At 53.1% G+C, this 17,040-nt stretch carries 14 protein-coding genes; 13 read left to right on the forward strand and 1 reads right to left on the reverse strand.

Going from position 1 to position 17,040, the window contains the following annotated elements; genetic code table 11:
- The first annotated feature begins 68 nt into the window (after nt 1-68).
- From M1D70_RS08545 to holA, 4 genes are all read left to right on the forward strand, one after another.
- Nucleotides 69-2,786, forward strand: a complete 2,718-nt coding sequence (locus tag M1D70_RS08545) for a ComEC/Rec2 family competence protein (RefSeq protein WP_456289638.1) — start codon at nt 69-71, stop codon at nt 2,784-2,786.
- A gap of 184 nt (nt 2,787-2,970) precedes the next feature.
- Nucleotides 2,971-3,519, forward strand: a complete 549-nt coding sequence (locus M1D70_RS08550) for an RNA polymerase sigma factor (protein ID WP_009590814.1) — start codon at nt 2,971-2,973, stop codon at nt 3,517-3,519.
- Complete coding sequence (locus M1D70_RS08555; protein WP_456289639.1) at nt 3,516-4,790, forward strand: zf-HC2 domain-containing protein; 1,275 nt, start codon at nt 3,516-3,518, stop codon at nt 4,788-4,790. The genes M1D70_RS08550 and M1D70_RS08555 overlap by 4 nt, the downstream gene beginning before the upstream one ends.
- A 287-nt stretch (nt 4,791-5,077) precedes the next feature.
- Entirely contained in the window at nt 5,078-6,097 is a 1,020-nt protein-coding gene (gene holA, locus M1D70_RS08560) for a DNA polymerase III subunit delta (RefSeq protein ID WP_456289640.1), read from the forward strand.
- Between the two features lie 242 nt (nt 6,098-6,339).
- Here the strand turns inward: holA and rpsT are convergent, their stop codons facing one another.
- Nucleotides 6,340-6,612, reverse strand: a complete 273-nt coding sequence (gene rpsT / locus M1D70_RS08565) for a 30S ribosomal protein S20 (protein ID WP_009590780.1) — start codon at nt 6,610-6,612, stop codon at nt 6,340-6,342.
- A gap of 162 nt (nt 6,613-6,774) precedes the next feature.
- On the opposite strand from rpsT, the gene gpr reads away from it, so the two are divergent.
- The 9 genes from gpr (at nt 6,775) to grpE (ending at nt 16,963) form a co-directional block, all read left to right on the forward strand.
- Nucleotides 6,775-7,776: a GPR endopeptidase gene (gene gpr / locus M1D70_RS08570; protein ID WP_009590794.1), complete on the forward strand. Its 1,002-nt coding sequence runs from the start codon at nt 6,775-6,777 to the stop codon at nt 7,774-7,776.
- 162 nt (nt 7,777-7,938) lie between these two features.
- Complete coding sequence (locus M1D70_RS08575) at nt 7,939-9,312, forward strand: stage II sporulation protein P (protein ID WP_456289641.1); 1,374 nt, start codon at nt 7,939-7,941, stop codon at nt 9,310-9,312.
- Nucleotides 9,313-9,365: 53 nt separating this feature from the next.
- Complete coding sequence (locus M1D70_RS08580; protein ID WP_433939015.1) at nt 9,366-9,779, forward strand: hypothetical protein; 414 nt, start codon at nt 9,366-9,368, stop codon at nt 9,777-9,779.
- Nucleotides 9,780-9,868: 89 nt separating this feature from the next.
- The gene (gene lepA / locus M1D70_RS08585; protein ID WP_009590787.1) at nt 9,869-11,686 is read left to right on the forward strand and encodes a translation elongation factor 4; all 1,818 of its coding nucleotides are present in this window, start codon (nt 9,869-9,871) and stop codon (nt 11,684-11,686) included.
- Nucleotides 11,687-11,893: 207 nt separating this feature from the next.
- On the forward strand, nt 11,894-13,060 hold the full coding sequence (gene hemW, locus M1D70_RS08590; RefSeq protein WP_009590817.1) for a radical SAM family heme chaperone HemW: 1,167 nt from the start codon (nt 11,894-11,896) through the stop codon (nt 13,058-13,060).
- A gap of 75 nt (nt 13,061-13,135) precedes the next feature.
- A complete protein-coding gene (locus M1D70_RS08595) occupies nt 13,136-13,597 on the forward strand; it encodes an N-acetyltransferase (protein ID WP_009590796.1) in 462 nt (153 codons plus the stop codon).
- 108 nt (nt 13,598-13,705) lie between these two features.
- Entirely contained in the window at nt 13,706-14,740 is a 1,035-nt protein-coding gene (gene hrcA / locus M1D70_RS08600) for a heat-inducible transcriptional repressor HrcA (RefSeq protein ID WP_009590782.1), read from the forward strand.
- Nucleotides 14,741-14,753: 13 nt separating this feature from the next.
- Entirely contained in the window at nt 14,754-16,289 is a 1,536-nt protein-coding gene (locus tag M1D70_RS08605) for a TCP-1/cpn60 chaperonin family protein (RefSeq protein WP_456289642.1), read from the forward strand.
- A 59-nt stretch (nt 16,290-16,348) separates the two neighbouring features.
- On the forward strand, nt 16,349-16,963 hold the full coding sequence (gene grpE / locus M1D70_RS08610) for a nucleotide exchange factor GrpE (RefSeq protein WP_009590786.1): 615 nt from the start codon (nt 16,349-16,351) through the stop codon (nt 16,961-16,963).
- Nucleotides 16,964-17,040 lie beyond the last annotated feature (77 nt).

Consider the following 17,040-nt stretch of genomic DNA (forward strand, 5'->3'; position numbering starts at 1 on the left):
AAGAACCTTTGACTGCGATTTGCAGGCAAGGGTTCTTTTTTTATTTCGTCAAGAAGGGGATACATTCGATGATGAAACGAAGGCCATTACTTGTGTTTACCGTGTTATGGGTGATCGGCAGCGGTGCTGCATGCCTGTATGACGGATGGAAGCTCGCCGTGATTGGGGTCGGACTAATTCTTCTATTATTAGCTGTATGCCAGTGGGTGGGCGCAGGGCGCCTTTTTACGATCTGCATGCTATTCTCATTGTGCGTATCGGGCTCGTACTGGGAATGGCATGATGCGGCGAATGTAAGTGATTTCGAGTCGGTCCTTGCAGCGGAAGAGTCGACTGAACCCATGCCTGTTACTGCGTTCGGGGTGATTTCTTCTCCTGTCGAGGTGGATGGCGACCGGGCTGATTTCCAGGTAACCTTACAGCGGGCTGATCTGGTCAAAAACAAGCACCCGGCGGTGCAAAAACAAGCCGATCCGAATGGCAGCATGATGCTGAATACAAACGATATCATTATGGTCCAAGTAAAACTGCTGGATAAAACGGAGCTGGAGATTGTAAACCAATGGCAGCGCGGGGACCGCATACAGCTGAGCGGGGAAATGCAAAAGCCTGGAGTGGCCCGCAATTTTGGCGGATTTGATTACCTTCAGTATTTGCGTACTCAGAAGATTCATTGGATCGTCAAAGTGAAGGGCTCAGACCAAGCGGTGGTCGAACCGCCCGACAGCTGGAAATTAAGCCATGTTCTCAGATGGAATGATGCCCTTCGCGACAAGCTTGGAAGCAAGCTGGATCAATTGTACGGCGGCATCCATGCGGGTTATATGAAGGGACTCGTCATTGGCAATCAGGATGATCTGGATCCCGATACATTCATGGAGTTCTCGCGTTTGGGATTGACTCATATTCTTGCGATATCGGGCATGCATGTGGCCGTGGTTGTAGGTTGCCTGCTATTCGTATGCACAACCCTTCGAATGACGAGGGAGGCCTCGCTGACTGTGGTGATGTGGCTGATTCCCGTATATGTCCTGCTGACCGGGGCGAGTCCTTCCATAGTGCGCGCAGGCATCATGGGAATGATCGGTTTGTATGCTGCGCGGCGGCGGCTTTTGAAGGATGGGCTGCATATCCTCAGCGTGGCCGCGCTTGCCATGCTGGTGTGGAATCCGTATTTTCTCGTGAACGTCAGCTTTCAGCTGTCCTTCATCGTGACGGCGGGCTTGATGATATTCGTGCCGAAGCTGATGCCGCTGCTGACATTCTTGCCCCGCTGGCTGGGGGGAACCGTCGGCATAACAGTCGTGGCGCAGCTGATTTCATTTCCGCTCACCATCTATTACTTCAACCAGGTCTCGCTTATCTCCGTTTTCGCCAATCTGATCCTCGTTCCGGTCATTAGCCTGGTCGTCCTGCCTTTAGGCATGGTGTCTCTGTTGATGGGGTGGGTATGGATGCGCGGGGCGGGCTGGCTGGCCGCCGTGACCGAATGGTTAAACCATATCACGTTCCGGATCGTTGAATGGATGAATGGTTCCTCGGTTTTTATGACATTGTGGCCGTCTCCGTCGTTAGCCTGGATCCTGTGTTATTTCGTTGTCCTGTATGCATTGCTGTCCATCCTGAACAAAAGATTCAAGAATCCCGAGGGAGGGCAGAACGCTTCGAATGATACGGAGCCGTTGGACGGACGCCCGCCATGGGGCGATAGAGCAAATTTGTCCGGCGTGGGCACGCTGCCGATCGTGGGCCGTTTGGCCGGTGTATTGCGATGGAGAGGGTTCCTTCGCGTCAGTGATGATATCGAACGGTATGCCCCGGGAGCTGCGATAGCCCTGCTGTCCGGGGTTTTAATTGTTTTGCTGTACGGAGGCTATCAGTCACCGTCTACACAAGGGGCTGGACTGGTGCAATTCCTGGATGTGGGACAGGGAGATTCGATATTGGTAACAACGCCTTCGGGCAAGCATGTGCTCATTGACGGTGGCGGGACGGTGAATTTTCGCAAGGAGAAGGACGCCTGGAAGGAAAGGAAAGCTCCGTACGAGGTAGGAGCGAAAGTGGTGGTGCCTTTGTTGAAAAAACGGGGCGTGCACCAGCTTGAAGCCGTCATCATGACCCATGGGGATCAGGACCACATAGGGGGACTCCTGGCTGTATTGCAGGAAATCCCCGTGAAATCCGTCGTGTTTAATGGGACCTTGACCGAATCCGCCTCCTTCCGAAAGCTGATGTTATCCGCGGTTGAACAGCGCATTCCCGTATATCAGGCAGGAGCGGATTCCGTATGGAGACTTGACGGTCATACGGAGATCCGATTTTTATCCCCTCTTTACCCAGAAAGTGGAGAAGTCATCAAACCATTACCGTTGATTAAGGAGCAAAATCATGCTTCACTAGTATTTGTTCTTCAGATAAACGGCAGCCGGGTCTTATTTACGGGGGATACGGATCAAGCAGCCGAACGGAAAATACTGCAGCACCTGGAGGGGCAATCCCAAGATGATGCTGCCTCACGGCTTACAGCTGCCGAAGATCGGATCGACGTCATGAAGGTGGCCCATCACGGAAGCAAGACATCCACATCCGCGCCATGGCTGAATGCATGGAAGCCGAAGGCTGCGGTAATTTCTGCCGGCGTCAACAATATGTACGGCCACCCTCATCCGGACGTGGTCGGCCGCTTGGAACGTTTTCGGTCCATCATCTATCAAACCAATCTTCATGGCGAAATCCAGATGAGGATCAAGAACGGGCATATTGAGACGCGAACGAAGATTCAATGAAGACGCCCGCTGTTCCTGGGACCGGGTTTCGTAGTATGATCTTTATAGGAAAATGCAGCGGATGACTATAATCTTTATATTTGGTATAGTTAGATGAAGTTTCCTGAAAAAATTAATAGGTTACATACTGCAACATTTTTTAATTCTATCCGTCTGTATGTATGCAGGGAGAGGGGGATCCACTGTGGTGGAGCAGGGACTCATAAGAGCCGCTCAATCGGGCGATCGCGACGCTCTAATCACCCTATTGCGAGAAATTGAGCAACATGTTTACCGAACTGCTTATTACATTTTAAACAATGAACAGGATGCCATGGATGCAGCCCAGGAAGCACTGATACGTGTATATACGAAGATCAACTCCTATGAGGAGAAAGCCCAGTTCAAGACTTGGGTCCAGCGGATCGTTACCAACATATGCATCGATAAATTCCGCAGAACGAAGCCGACGGTTTCCATCGATGAGCATGACATGGTGTTTCGGGATCATCTCGACGTGGAAAGGGAAGTGATGTCGGGCTATCTGGCCCAGGATATCCAGGAGGCCATTAACCAACTGCCGGATCATCATCGCACGGTCATTGTCTTAAGGTATTTGCAGGACCTGTCCTACAACGAAATCGCTGATTGTCTGAACCTCCCGCTCAATACGGTGAAATCCTATTTGTTCAGGGCCAGGCAGCAGCTGCAGAATATGCTCCAAGAGCATCAGAAAGGTGGTGTATCAGGATGAATTGCCAAGAGGTGGTGGAACGCATGCACCGCTATTTGGACCGGGACCTTACTTCCGATGAGACGGCCCAAATGTATCAGCATATTGCCGTGTGTCCCGAGTGTGCGGAGACCTTTAACATATTAAAGTCATTAAACAGAGAGCTTGAAGATCTTCCGGCCGTTACCCCGCCTGTCAGTCTGGTAGACGCTATCATGCCTAAACTGGATGCCATCGACCGTGATCGCGAGAGCCTTATCGCACCTCCGGCCGTGAAAAGCCAGGAGCCTGCCGAAATGATGCCGGACATTCGGCGTCCGCGGCGTGCGGGCAGCTGGTGGAGCACGGTTGGCGGAAGAACGGCGATCGGGGCTGCCGCCGCTGTACTTATTCTCGGCGTCGCTATTTTTAATTATGAACCGAAGATGTTGTCCGATGCGGAGATTCCGTACGAAGAGGCGAGCACGACCAGCGCGGGAGCGAATGAGGATTCGGCCGAGACGGAGATTCAGGATATGGTTCAGCCGTTTGCCGCCGATGGCGGCGCGGAGACTGGCAGTACGGCGAACGAGGGGAGCGATCCTTCCGCAGGTTTGCGGAGTTCGCCGCCGGAATCGTCGGAATCCGATCCGAATCCGGGCCCGAACGACGAATCGAAGGAGAAGACAGAGCCATCGGATGGGCCTAAAGACACCAGGGAAGATGCAGCAGCCCCCGATGCTCCGGTTAAGAAGAACAATGACGGGGAGCCTCAAGCGCCAGACCAACCTGCAACAAGCAGCAATGAGGTACCCAAAAAAAATGACGCAAGCCCTTCGAACCCTCCGGCCGACGAGCCTGGGCAGAACTCGGAGAGCATGAGCATCCAGACTTCGCCTAATAATCATGAAGCAATGGACGTCCAAACCGAGATGGTGCCGCCGATCAGCGACCCTGCCGGCGATGCAGGCGCTGGAAGCGCGGAATCTTCCGACCGTTCCACCGGATCGTACCAAGGGCTGGCGATGGTGCCGGAGCAATGGCCGTCCCCGGATGGTCTGTACAGAGCCTCCCTGGAGGCCGAATATCTGGTGATCTATCGCCTGCCGTCGGGAGACCAGACTTCAGCTGAAGCGGTCGAAACGGTCGAGAGGATTCCGCTTGGCGGAAGCTGGGTATCCGGTCAATGGTCCGAGGACGGCTTAACGTTCAAGTACAAGGTACAGACGAACAAAGAGCTGGTTGAATCCGTCTACTCCATAGAGAAGGCTCAGCCGCCGGCGTCTGCGGGGCAGAAGCAGCCTAAACCATAGAATTATACAGATATAAATACATTCGGCGCACCAATGCCGGGAGATATGAATACAATATATTAGAGAGAGCAATATACCAACTACAGTCGTATGACCGGCGGCGAGGTGTTTCTAGAGCATGCTTGCCGGCGTTTATATAGATGTGTTGGGACGAAGGGACCTTGCCGCTGCCTACAGCCGAGGTCTCTTTGTTTTCGCGTGGGCGATTTCGTTTTTTATGTTTGACGTCTATCGCATTCGGGCACTGTTTTTTGGTATAGTGTACAGAGTAGAAAGGGGGGACGCCGATGGATGCCAAAGCGGCGGCCAAGGCGGTCAAGCAGGGAGATGTGTCTTCCGTCTATTTGCTGTACGGCAGCGAGAAATTCCAGATGAAGGAGTTCGCCGAATTTCTGGAAGCTCAGCTGATCCCGAAAGAAGACCGGGATTTTGCGCTGGTTCACATGGATTTAGGGGAAGTTCCGATACAAACCGTGGTAGAGGAAGCGGAGACGGTTCCTTTTATGGTTCAGAAAAAACTGATATTCGTCCGGGATACGGCTTTTTTTACGGCTGCAAAAGATAACGGGAAAGTGGATCATCGTCCAGAGGCTTTGCTGGATTATTTGACCGATCCCGCAGATTATAGCGTGATTGTCTTTATGGTGGGGCAGGAAAAGCTGGATGAGCGCAAGAAGGTAGTCAAGGCGGTCAAGAAGTCGGGGGTTGCCCTCTCCTTCATGCCTTTGGGCGGGGATGAACTTCTTCGCTGGGTGGACAAGCAGGTGAAGAAAGGCGGCTGCACGTTGCGCGCAGGCGCGGCGGAAGCGCTTGTTCGGAATGCGGGAACCAGTCTTCAGTCTTTATCGGGTGAAATCGAGAAGCTGTGTTTGTATGCGGGAGCCGACGGAGCCATTGATGTTGCAACCGTGGATATGCTGGTGGCGCGCAGCACGGAACAGAATGTGTTTGCGCTCGTGGAGGATATCGCCAATCTCCGATTGGACAAGGCGCTCGGGATCTATTATGAGCTGCTGAAGCAGCGTGAGGAGCCCATCAAGATTGCGGCCCTGATTACCAGACAGTTCCGAATCATTCTGCAGGTGAAGACGTTATCCACCCAGAGCTACTCGCAGCAGCAGATTGCTTCCCAAATCGGGGTGCATCCTTATGCGGTGAAGATTGCTGGCGAGCAGGCCCGCAAGTTTCAGACGGCACGTCTTGAAGGCATATTGAACCATCTCGCCAATCTGGATTACCAGATGAAGACCGGGGCCGTGGATAAGGTGCTCGGAATCGAGTTGTTTCTGCTGCGGCTTGGCGCGTAAGCGAACCGAAATAACTCAAGAGCGTACGGGGACGCGCGAGCGGCCGTACGCTCTTTTTCATCTGGAGATCAGAAAGTATGACCGGCAGAGGTAAACCATCTTGATCTCGCAAGAAAAAACATCCGCTATAAGCGGTCAATCCTCAGAAGAGTGTGCATCGATGAACGTTTTCTAATCACAAAAAGCCCTGAGCAGCTTGAACTGTTCAGGGCTTTTTCCATGTCGTATTCAACAAACGTTTCTTACGCTTGGGACGTAAGAGCGTTTAGTCTTTTCGCCAGACGGGATTTCTTGCGGGCAGCTGCGTTCTTATGGATCAGGCCCTTCGTTACGGCTTTATCAAGCTTCTTGGAAGCAGCTTGGAAAGCTACTTTAGCAGCTTCGATTTCTGTACCGTTCAACGCTACGTCAGCAGTTTTAACAGCTGTGCGAAGCGCGGATTTTTGAGAAATGTTAAGCGCGTGGCGTTTGTCATTTGTCTTTACACGTTTAATCGCGGATTTGATGTTTGGCATTACATTCACCTCCTGTAAGGCATTTCAATAGAGCGAAATGATTCACAACTTAAAATATTTTAGCATGGGGGTGGACAAAAAGCAATACTCATTCGGACTTCTGCATAATCTCTCCCATACTCTCGCACACTACTAACAATATGAGGAGGAGTGTGAATTTAGATGGATCTGGATCTGCAAAAATACTCGGTCCGAACGGATCTGGCCGTGGAATCAAGAGAACTGGCTGGAGGCACAGGAAGCGCGCCCATTCCCGGGGTTATGGAGGATGTGGTGCAGGAGGACGGAATCAAGATTACAAGGCTGGATGTGGAGAACGATGCTGCCTCTCAGCAGATCGGAAGGGTGAAGGGGCATTACGTCACGTTGGAGGTACCCGATCTTCGCAAGGGCGATACGGGGCTTCAGGATCAGGTGTCCGTTGTCTTCGCCCGCGAGTTTGAAGCGTTCATGTCCCGGATCGGGATTGGACCCAAGGCAAGCGTGCTCATTGTCGGGCTCGGCAATTGGAACGTGACGCCGGATTCGCTGGGACCGCTCGTGGTGGAGAACGTGATGGTGACCCGCCAGTATTTCGAGCTCATGCCGGATCGGGTGGCGCCAGGCTACCGTCAGGTCAGTGCCGTAGCGCCGGGCGTTCTCGGCCTGACAGGGATTGAGTCGAGCGAAACGGTCCAAGGGATCGTGGAACAAATCCGTCCCGATCTGATCATCGCCATCGACGCCTTGGCTTCTCGTTCGCTGGAGCGTGTGAATACGACCATTCAGATCGCGGATATCGGCATCCATCCCGGCTCCGGCGTTGGCAACAAGCGCAAAGGGTTGACCCAAGAAATTCTTGGGGTGCCGTGTATTGCGATCGGCGTTCCGACCGTCTGCTACGCTTCCACCATCGTCAATAATGCGATAGAGCTGATGAAATCCCACTTCGGGGAAGGCGCGCCGGAGACGGGCAAGATTATGGGAATGCTGCACGATATCCCCGAAGGCGAGCGCCTCGCCCTGGTGAAGGAGGTTCTGGAGCCGCTGGGCCATGACCTTATCGTAACGCCTAAGGAGATTGACGAATTTATAGAAGATATCGCCAACATCGTGGCGACCGGCCTGAACGCGGCGCTCCATGAAGCCGTGGATCCCGGCAATGTAGGCGCGTATACCCACTGACCCATAGTAAAAGCTCCGAATCTATCGGAGCTTTTATATTTTTCCAGGATCTAGTTCTATCGAATCTCCCCGGTTCATAGATTTGAAGTATAAGAGATTACAGAGTCGCGGGAACGGCTGGATGAGGTCGGCATCTCCCGGCGAACCGAGGAGGACATCGCTATGAACAATCGCAAGTTCCGCATCTGGAATATTGCCAGAATGAAACGGAAGGTCATGGAAGGTCTGAGCATGGGGCGAACGTTAATTATACTGATGCTAGGCTCTCTTATATTTTTTATTTTGCTAGGGCTCGGGGGAATGGCGGAACAGCGGATGAATTCCTCGCCCGTGTCGTCGATGAAAGGATTGGCCGCTTCGTTATCCAGCCATTTTTTCATCGATATGATCGGCATGGAGATGCCGCATATGACGGCTTCCAAAGAGACCTCGAGCTTCTCCGGCGAGAAAATGTCCACGTTCGTCTTTGAGCTCCTGACGAGCGTAAACCCGAAGGATCCGAAGAGCCTCCTTGCGGGAGAGCTTCCCGGCATGAAGGCTAATCAACCGGTTCAGCTATCGCACGGCTCCGGTAACGAGGATGGCGAGGCGCCGGCCGATTACCGGCCGGACCCGGCGGAAGGGCAGGCAGAGGGAGAGCCCGCCGAGACCGGGGAAGAGCCGACGCAAGGCGAACAAGGGAACAGCGGCAATGAAGGAAAGGGCGAGGATGCTCCGGATCAGGGCGCGAAGGACGAGCCCGGCAGCAAGAATGAACCCGGAAGCACCTCCAAGGACGGAAAGACAACGAACGGGAAGAAATCCGTCCTCATCTATCATTCCCACCCGCAGGAAGCGTATAACCCGCTGCTCTCGCATCCATCCGATAATCCGGGGGCGACATCCCCGACCAAGAACGTCATGCTGGTGGGCAGCTTCCTGAGCAAAAGGCTTGAAGCCAACGGAATCGGCACCCTTCACGACAAGAGCGACTATCAATCTACCGTGGAAGGATATAACTATAACTATTCTTATAAATACTCGCGCCAGATGGCCATGGAGGCCATGTCCCAGAACGACGGCATCAACTATCTGATCGATATCCACCGGGATTCGCAGCGCTACAACAAAACGACGGCTACCGTAAACGGCGTCAATTACGCCAAGGTGTACTTCATCATCGGACATGCGAACGAGAACTGGAGACAGAACGAGGCGTTTGCAAGCAAAATCAATGCCAAGCTGGAGAAGTCCTATCCCGGCGTTTCCCGGGGCGTGTGGGGCAAATCGGCGGACCAAGGGAACGGAGAGTACAACCAATCCTTGTCTCCGAACAGCATCCTGATCGAAATCGGCGGCATCGACAATACGAAGGAAGAATTGCAGCGAACGGCCGAGGCGCTGGCCGACATCATCGCCGACGTGTACTGGCAGGAACAAGAAGCCGAGAAGGCCAGCGTGAAAAAAGAGAGTGATCCAGCGAAGAAGCAGTCGGCTTCAGCAGCCAAGGACGGCAGCGAAAAAGGTGCGGAGGATAAAGCGTCCAAAGCAGGTTGAAGGTAAGGGGTCATAACGGAGCAGGAATGAAGGGGTAAATCAAGGAGGGGCTTATGATGTCGAGATTGGGAAAACGGTTTGTGGCGCTTATCATATGGACAGGCATCGGCATATTGGTCGGCATGCAGCTTGGAGGGGCCAAAGGGCCGGTGCCGGCCGACGGTACCGGGGGAACGCAGACCGTGGTGCAAGGCCAAGTTCAGGATCCTCAAGGCGGAACGTCTCAGGGGAATGGATGGGGAGGGACGCGCAAGCATCCTCCCACCCCTGAATCCGTCGAACAGGAACCAGACGCCCGTAAGACGGCTGTGCCCGAATACGAGCCGTCGCCCAGCGACATTCTGCTCCCCGAACGCTCCCAACCGCCTGCCGATGTGCTTGCCGACAAAACGGCCGGACTGCTTCAGCAGCTCTCTGACCAAAGCATCCGCTGGGTCGTGTCGATGTTCGGATCGATTACGGAATAAATTTCGCCTTTATTCTCAGCATTGCTGTGCATCCCCTCAACTGGTATAATAAGTTGATTCAAACATCTGGTGGTTGTTGGGGGTTAGGCATGACAGACGTACAAGTAAGACAACAAAAAATTCGTAATTTCTGTATCATTGCACATATAGACCATGGGAAATCGACGCTTGCCGACCGTATTTTGGAATTTACGGGCGCATTAACTTCGCGTGAAATGCAGGAGCAGGTACTGGATCAGATGGATCTGGAGCGAGAGCGCGGAATTACCATCAAGCTGCAGGCGGTTCGCCTGAACTACAAAGCCGATGACGGCGAGGAGTATATATTGAACCTGATCGATACTCCGGGACACGTCGACTTCACGTATGAGGTATCCCGAAGCCTGGCCGCTTGCGAAGGCGCGCTGCTCGTTGTGGATGCCGCGCAGGGAATCGAAGCGCAGACATTGGCCAACGTATATCTGGCATTGGATAACAATCTTGAAATTTTGCCTGTCATTAACAAAATCGACCTGCCGAGCGCCGATCCCGAACGGGTGAAGCAGGAGGTCGAGGATGTGATCGGGCTCGATGCCAGCGATGCCGTTTTGGCTTCCGCGAAAGCGGGCATCGGAATCAAGGAGATCCTGGAGCAGGTGGTTCAGAAAGTGCCTGCGCCAACGGGCAATTCCGAAGATCCGCTGAAAGCGCTGATTTTCGACTCCCATTATGATCCTTACAAGGGCGTCATCGTATATGTCCGCGTCATTGACGGCAGCATCAAGGCCGGTTCCAAGATCAAGATGATGGCCACCGGCAAAACCTTCGAGGTGATCGAGGTGGGTGCCTTTAAGCCGCGCATGTCCATCGTGGACGAGCTTAACGTCGGCGATGTCGGTTTCATCGTGGCGGGCATCAAGAGCGTTGGCGATACGCAGGTCGGGGATACGGTAACGGATGCCAAGCGTCCGACGGCCGAGCCGCTCCCGGGTTACCGCAAAATCAATCCGATGGTGTTCTGCGGATTGTATCCAATCGAAACATCGGACTACAACGATCTGCGCGAGGCGCTCGAGAAGCTGCAGCTGAACGATGCATCGCTCAGCTTTGAGCCGGAGACGTCCAGCGCGCTCGGATTCGGCTTCCGCTGCGGATTCCTGGGCCTCCTTCACATGGACGTCATTCAGGAGCGGATCGAACGCGAGTTTAACATACCGCTGATTACGACCGCGCCGAGCGTGATTTACCGCATTACGCAGACGAACGGAGAGCAGATTCAAATCGATAACCCTTCCCACTATCCTGAGGTCGGCAAGGTCGATTATGTCGAAGAGCCTTATGTTAAAGCAGCCATTATCGTGCCGAATGATTATGTCGGAGCGATCATGGAGCTTTGCCAAAACAAACGCGGCGAATTCGTCAACATGGAATACCTGGACACGACGCGCGTCACCATTACCTATGAAATTCCGCTGTCGGAAATCGTGTACGATTTCTTCGATCAGTTGAAATCGAGCACCAAAGGATATGCTTCATTCGACTATGAGCTGTCCGGATACCGCCGGTCCAATCTGGTCAAAATGGACATTCTGCTTAATGCCGAGCAGGTGGATGCCCTGTCCTTTATCGTGCACAAGGACCGCGCATACCACCGCGGCCGGGCGATTTGCGAGAAGCTGCGCGAGCTGATTCCTCGCCAAATGTTCGAGGTGCCAATTCAGGCATCGGTCGGTACCAAGGTTGTGGCCCGCGAAACGGTTAAAGCGATGCGCAAGAACGTGCTTGCCAAATGTTACGGCGGCGACATCTCCCGTAAACGGAAGCTTCTGGAGAAGCAGAAGGAAGGTAAGAAGCGGATGAAGCAGGTGGGCAGCGTCGAAGTGCCGCAGGAAGCCTTCATGGCCGTTCTGAAAATCGACGACAAGTAATTAGGAAGCCAATGGCAGGGGAAGGCCTTTGAGTTAAAGAGCCGCTCCTTGCGTGTATAGCCTTCACGATGTAAATGATGGGAAAGCCGATTCTCGGCTTTCCTTTCTTTCATTCCAAGAGGCATAGCGTTATAGTAGAGAAGGAACTTTCAAGAAGTTACTTAAAGTAAGTCATGCCAGAGCGGTATATGAGGGGGCAAGAAAAGAATGACGGCAAACGATCAGCGGACGGAAGCGGTGTACATCCACATTCCGTTCTGTACCAATAAATGTTTTTACTGCGACTTCAATTCCTACGTGTTAAAGGATCAGCCGGTAATGGATTATCTGCGAGCGCTGGATAAGGAAATGGAGCTGACCGTTCAGGCTAATCCGCCGGGACGAATCAAAAGCATCTTTGTAGGCGGCGGGACTCCTACCGTACTGAAGCCGAACGAAATGGAATACTTCTTGCAGAGCGTGAAGCGCCATTTTCCGGAATGGTCCGATAGCATCGAATTTTCAATGGAGGCGAATCCCGGCACCACGGATCTGGAGAAGCTGTCCGTCATGCGCCAAGGCGGGGTGAACCGGATCAGCTTCGGGGTGCAGGCCTTCCAGAACACATTGCTGACCGGCATCGGCAGAATTCACGATACGGATGACGTATACCGGAGTCTCGATAACGCCAGAAGAGCAGGCTTTGACAACATGTCCATCGATCTGATGTTCGGTCTCCCGAATCAAACCTTGGACATGCTTGCGGAAAGCGTGGATAAAGCATTGGAGCTCGAACTTCCGCACTATTCAATCTACAGCCTGAAGGTTGAAGAGAATACGCTGTTCCATACGATGTACCAACGAAACCAGCTTCCGCTTCCGGATGAGGAGGATGAGCTGAATATGTACCTTCTTTTAATGGAACGGATGAAGGCTGCCGGATATAAACAGTACGAAATCAGCAATTTTGCGAAACCCGGCTTCGAGAGCCGGCATAATATGACGTATTGGCGCAACGAAGACTATTACGGCCTAGGCGCGGGAGCGCACGGATATGTCGGCCGTCAGCGCCATGTGAACATCAAAGGGGTCAATCCCTATAATGAAGCAGCCAATAAAGGCCTTCCAAGATTGGAGAGCTTTGAGATATCTAGGGAAGAAGCGATGGAGGATTTCCTGATGGTCGGGCTGCGCGTGCTGGACGGCGTCTCGCGCAGCCGCTTCCGGGAGCAGTTTGGGATCACCATGGAGGAGGTTTTTGCCGGTCCGCTGAATAAAATGGTAGGCGCGGGCCTACTCGATGCCACCGAAGACGGGTATAAGCTGAGCAGCAAAGGAATTTTGTTTGGCAACGATGTGTTTGGCGAATTCATAGGAAGCCTGACGACAAATTAATCTATTGAACTTATATGCGCTCTGTTGTATATTTATTCATAACATGACGGAGCGTGTAAAGGGGAGACGGACAACATGTCGGCGGTATGCAGAAAAGCAAAGTTAGAGGATGTCGAGCCGCTGTATCAGATGATTCAGGGTTATGCCGAGAAGGGGATTATGCTCCCCCGGTCCAAAAAAGTGCTGGAGAAACAAATCGGAGAATTCGTTGTAGCTGAATCCGAAGGGCACGTCATTGGCTGCGGTTCATTGTGTCAGCTGGGAAGCGATTTGGTCGAGATCCGTTCGCTCGGCATCTCGGAAGGATATAAAGGGCAAGGCATCGGCTCCATGCTGGTGGATAGCCTTCTGGAAGAAGCGAAACGCCGCGAGCTTCCGAAAGTGATGGCCTTGACGTATGAGGTATCCTTTTTCATCAAAAACGGCTTTGCCGTCGTAGAGAAGGAGATTTTTCCGGAGAAGGTATGGACCGACTGCATCCACTGCAAGAAGCAGCATGCTTGTGACGAAATAGCTGTTCTTAAAGTACTGAACTGACTTGACAATCCTCAGGTCGGTTTGGTATTTTTGTTATATTGGTTAGCACTCGATGACGATGAGTGCTAACGAAAGCGAAAATGAGCAGTCAGCAAGGAGGGAAGCGACATGTTAACAGATCGTCAGCGCATGATTTTGAATGCCATTGTGGATGACTATATCCGTTCTGCCGAGCCGGTAGGTTCAAGAAGCATTTCCAAGCGAGGGGACGTCGGCTACAGCCCGGCAACCATTCGTAACGAGATGGCTGATCTGGAGGAGCTCGGGTTTCTGGAGCAGCCCCATACTTCAGCCGGACGAATACCGTCGCATAAAGGATATCGATATTATGTTGATCATCTCACGTCGTCGTTTTCCTTGAACCCTGCGGAACTGCATATGATGAAATCATTTTTTGCAGAAAAGCTGAACGTGATGGAGCAGATGATACAGCATACAGCCGGCATTCTGTCTCAAATGACTAATTACACTTCCATCCTGCTGGGACCGGAAGTTTTTCATACGTCTTTGCGCCATTTCCAGCTTCTTCCTCTCCATGAGGATCAAGCGGTGGCCATCATCGTTACCAGCACAGGGCAAGTCGAGAACAAGGTTGTTTCGATTCCGCAGGGCGTGTCCGTAACGGAACTGGAGCAAGTGGTAAATCTTCTGAACAAGAAGCTGGTCAATGTGCCTCTATATAAACTCAAGACTCGTTTGTATTCGGAAATTGCCGAGGAAATGCAGCGGCATATTTCACATTATGAGGATCTGATGAGTATGCTGGATATCGCTCTCAACAACGAACCGGATCACCGGGGGGTATATCTGAGCGGCACGACCCACATGCTGAACCAGCCGGAGTTCAAGGATGTTGATAAGGTAAGGGAAATATTCGAGCTTCTTGAGCAGACTCCCGCACTGATGAAGCTCATGGCACCTGCTCCCGGGGAGCACGGTGTACAAGTGAAGATCGGCACAGAGAATACGCATGAGGCCATTTCGAACTGCAGTTTGATCACTGCGACGTATTCGATCGACGGCAAAGCGCTTGGTTCGATCGGCATTCTCGGTCCTACAAGAATGGAATATGCACGGGTGATCGGCATCTTGAATGTGTTATCCCATGACCTGACGAAGCTGCTGTCACACTGGTACAAATAAAGGAGTGAGACAGATGAGCCAAGGACAACATAGCCAAGTGGACGGAGACGAGCGATATTCCACGCTGCTGAACAACAGCAATGCCGTCCGCGCAGTTACGTCTGCCGTAGAAGGCACGCTTGGCCCCAAGGGGCTCGACGTCATGCTGGTTGGCCCGCGCGGCGAAGTGGTCATCACCAATGACGGAGTGACGATTCTGGATAAAATGGATGTCACCCATCCCGCCGCGCGCCTTCTGATACAGGTGGCTCGGGCGCAGCAGGAGAAAATCGGCGACGGCACTACAACGGCAACCGTGCTCGCGGGCGCCCTCGTGCAGGAAGGGGTATCCCGCATCACGCGCGGGGTGCCCGCTTCCAAGGTGGTTGAGGGCCTGCGCCAGGGAATCGAGAAGTCGATGCAGCTCTTGTCGAAGCGCGTCCGGCTGATCGGCGGATTGGATGATCCGCTGCTGGAACGGACGGTGCATGTCGCCGGGCGTGAACGGAAGGACATCGTGGAGCTGGTTATGCAAGCCGCGCGAAAAGCCGGAATCGGCCGTCTGCAGGATCCTTCCTACTCGCTCGCAGACAGTATAATTGCCCTAGAGAATGCCGAGAATGAAGTGTTCGAGGGGGTTCTGCTCCGGCAGCGGCCGATCTTCGCCAGGGAGTCCAAGTCCTACGACGATGCCAAAGTGCTGGTGCTGTATGATTCCCTGGAGCCCGACGACATCGACGAAGAGGCGCTTACAACCGAAGCCGGATTCGCGCAGTATATGGATCTGCGAAAAGTGTTCGCGTCGGATTTGGACAGATTGTCCGAACTATCCGTAAAACTGATCCTGCTCGAAAAGGGCATTCATCCGGATGCGGAGCAGTTTTGCCTGGATCACGGGATGATGGTGGTACCGCGCGTATCGCGTGCGGATCTTCGCAAGGTAAGCGACATGACGGGAGCTACACCGATACGCCGCAAGGCGTTACATAAAGACTCGAAAGAGCTTGCGGCCCTTCTGGGTCATACCCCGCGCGTCGCTTATGATGAAGGCATCGAAAAAATCCGCCTGTCCTGCGGCAGCAAGGACCGCATTGTGACGGTGATCGTCGGGGCAAGCACTTCGGAAGTGGTAGGGGAGGCCGCCAGGATTGCGGGCGATGCCGCTTCGGCACTGCAGGCTGCCGTATCCGGCGGGGTGCTTCCAGGCGGCGGGACAAGCGAACTGGCCGTGTCTTATGAACTGGAACGGATCCGGGAAGCCCAGAAAGGCATGGAAGCCTTCGGCATGGAGGCAGTTTCCGCTGCGCTGCGAAAGCCGATGTCGCAGATTCTTCTGAATGCCGGTTATAATCCGCTTGAGAAGATGGAAGAGGTCCGAGCCGCACAAATCCGAGCCGACTCCGACTGCATGGGCATTGACTGCGACAGCGGGCGGGTTGTCGACTATGAAGAGCTGGGCGTGCTGGATCCGGCCCCGGTCAAACTTCACGGCCTGCGGGCAGCCGGTGAGGTTGCGGCTGCCGTGCTGCGGATTCATCACGTGATCAAGATGAAGGAAATAGGCGAATAACGCTAAGATAGATGAGTTATAGACCGTCTGGTTTAGAATATGAAGGAGGTGAAGGCGTCTTGAATAATGAGCACAAGGATGCTGTTCAAGATACAGTTACAGAAGAAACGATCGAAGAAACTTTGGAAAACACGCCAAACACGGGTGAGAGCGGGTCTTCGGAGGAGGCCGTGAATCCAGAGCAGGAGATTCCCGTAACGGAATCGGCTGATGAAGCCGCAGGTTCGGCCGAGCTTGAGAAGCTTCAGGCCGAGCTGCAGGAGCAGCAGCAGCGTACCCTGCGGGTACAGGCGGATTTCGATAATTTCCGCCGCCGCACGCAGAAGGAGAAAGAGGATCTGGGCAAATATGCTTCCTCCAAACTGATTACGGAGCTTCTGCCCGTCATCGACAACTTTGAGCGTGCCCTCCAGGCATCCGAGGAGAACCCGGAATTTGAATCCTTCTCCAAGGGCGTCAGCATGATTTTCCGTCAATTGGAATCCGTTCTTGCTACCGAAGGCTTGAGCGCAATGAAGAGTGTGGGCGAGCCGTTCAATCCGGAGTACCACCAAGCGATCATGCAGGTGGAGAGCGATGAGTACGAGGAAGGCATCGTGGTTGAGGAAGTGCAGAAAGGGTACATGTTAAAAGATAAAGTGTTGAGACCTGCCATGGTTAAAGTGAGCATGTAAACGACTTTCGATAGTCGTTTATCATATAAAAATGATGAATGTCATGCGGGGATTCGCATGAATGAATAAGGAGGAAA

It is taken from the genome of Paenibacillus sp. AK002, from assembly GCF_053903045.1.